The sequence below is a fragment of the Zhongshania sp. genome, from assembly GCF_041623545.1.
Taxonomy (GTDB): domain Bacteria; phylum Pseudomonadota; class Gammaproteobacteria; order Pseudomonadales; family Spongiibacteraceae; genus Spongiibacter.
Genome location: NZ_JBFJWS010000420.1, coordinates 1 through 2,030, shown reverse-complemented (window position 1 = coordinate 2,030; position 2,030 = coordinate 1). Strand labels below are relative to the sequence as shown.

Genomic DNA, 2,030 nt, shown 5'->3' with positions numbered 1-2,030 from the left:
GGTGTGCTGGGTGTATCTGATGTGAATGTAACCACGGCCTTCATTATGGTTGGGGTGTTTACTATAGCGGCCTACGCTTATTGTATGCATCTTCTGCGTACGGGCACTCGCCTACGTCAGTAGAGATATTTGCGTAAGCAGCTTTGTAAAGAAGGCAGATAAATATATGAGTAAACATCTCGGTCATGGGCCCTTGGGCGAACAGGTTAGTTACCCCGGTCAATACGACCCAAACTGCCTACACCCGATTCCTCGGCAAGACGGACGCGCTGGTTTAGGTGTAAAGGGGGACCTACCCTTTGTCGGGGTTGATGTTTGGAATGCCTATGAGCTGTCTTGCTTGAATGAAAAGGGTAAGCCTATCGTTGCTTGCGCTGAGTTTCGCATTCCAGCGCAGTCCCCAAATATTATTGAATCTAAGTCTTTTAAGCTTTATCTCAATTCATTTAATCAAACTCGTTTAGCCGGGCTCGACGCCATGACACAGCTGCTACAGCGCGATTTGACTGCCGCGGCGGGAGCCGATGTTTTGGTTACAATCCACCCACCAGGCACTTGGCAGGAGAGTCATGGCATTGTTGAGCCCCAGGGGCATTGCATAGACGACCTTGATATCAGTATTGAAGCATACCAGCCAGCCGCGACCCTGCTTAGCGCAAATACCTCTGATGTGGTTGAGGAGGCGCTGTTTAGCCATTTACTGCGCTCACGGTGTCCAGTGACATCTCAGCCCGACTGGGCGAGTATTGAGATAGACTATCGTGGGCCGCGTATAGATCGCGAGGGCTTGTTGGCTTATTTGGTGTCTTTTCGTGAGCACGACGATTTTCACGAGCACTGTGTGGAGCAAATATTCAGTGACATTAAGCAGTGCTGTACGCCCGAGAATTTAACGGTATACGCCAGATATTTGCGTCGAGGCGGTTTAGACATCAATCCCTGGCGAAGTACTGATGTGTTGGCGAAGCCACAAAATAGCAGAGGAGCAAGGCAGTAGGGATGTGGTAGTTGTTAAGCCGCTTCCTGCCAAGCGGTTATAACTGACGTAAGTTTTTTAAGATAGGTATTGAAGTCGGTGGATTTACTGATAAAGGCATCGGCGCCAAGAGCGATACATTCAGTTTGCATCACGATATAGATGTGGTCGTAACGCTTCTCTTCGCGAATGAGCTGTAGGGCTGATTTTCCGTTCATTCGTCGCATACTAATGTCTAAAAATATTACGTCAGGGAGTTCATTGTTTTCTTTGTGCTCAAGTTCGCTTAAGAGAATTTCGCCGTCGTCAATTTCACGCAGCTGTGACTTAGTCCCCATACGACTGAGTGTTTCTTTGAAAATAATTCTGTCGGCCCTAGAGTCATCAACAATCCAAAAATTTGGATTTCGGTGTTCGGTCATGTAGAAACCCATCGACGGAAATCAGAGTGTTTAGGATAATTGCGACGTGTTTACAGCGCTGTAGGTAATTCTCCGTATGTAGACAACGCTTTCGCGGCCGATAATTAGCTTTCGATAGGTAGTTGAACGGATTCACTGTCGCTGGGCTTAGCAGCATACTTGGCAGCATATTCAATACGCTCAGGAGTATTTCATGCTTATTGCAAGTTACTTGCTAGGCTACGACGATGATGGGAGCGTACGCCATATAGCGGTCGACAATATTCTGCCTGACGTAAAGCAAGGCTTCGACTACACGCTATACCCCAGAGAGTCCTCAAAAGGTTTGGAAATTCTCGATTTAGTATTGCTTTTCGCTGAAGCCGAAGAGCCTCGCAAAGCGATTTGTTTGCCTAATCTTCCGGGCTCAGTTGTCAGCCATTTGCTTTCAGGTACCCCATTGCAAATTATCGATTTTGCCTACGGGCGTGTTGTTCGATTAAGTTTCGACGCGCCTACTTACCATCAGCGTTGCGCCTAATGAGTTTTTGGCGAAAAAGTAAATCGAGTGCGCTGGAAGCGAAGTACTATTCTATGCATGGCCCGCAGTCGACAATTAGCCTGTGCCCATTGAGTCAGCGCATGAGTTATTC

Annotated in this window: 3 protein-coding genes; 2 read left to right on the top strand and 1 reads right to left on the bottom strand. The window is 47.6% G+C overall.

Going from position 1 to position 2,030, the window contains the following annotated elements; all coding sequences use genetic code 11:
- Positions 1–166: 166 nt before the first annotated feature.
- Positions 167–997, top strand: a complete 831-nt coding sequence (gene queF, locus ABYT30_RS18725) for an NADPH-dependent 7-cyano-7-deazaguanine reductase QueF (protein WP_373098039.1) — start codon at positions 167–169, stop codon at positions 995–997.
- Positions 998–1,011: 14 nt separating this feature from the next.
- Here queF and ABYT30_RS18720 read toward each other — a convergent pair whose 3' ends face one another.
- Positions 1,012–1,398, bottom strand: coding sequence for a response regulator (locus ABYT30_RS18720; protein WP_373098037.1), 387 nt, complete (start codon positions 1,396–1,398; stop codon positions 1,012–1,014).
- 193 nt (positions 1,399–1,591) lie between these two features.
- Here ABYT30_RS18720 and ABYT30_RS18715 point away from each other — a divergent pair, with 193 nt between their 5' ends.
- Positions 1,592–1,918: a hypothetical protein gene (locus tag ABYT30_RS18715; protein WP_373078053.1), complete on the top strand. Its 327-nt coding sequence runs from the start codon at positions 1,592–1,594 to the stop codon at positions 1,916–1,918.
- Positions 1,919–2,030 lie beyond the last annotated feature (112 nt).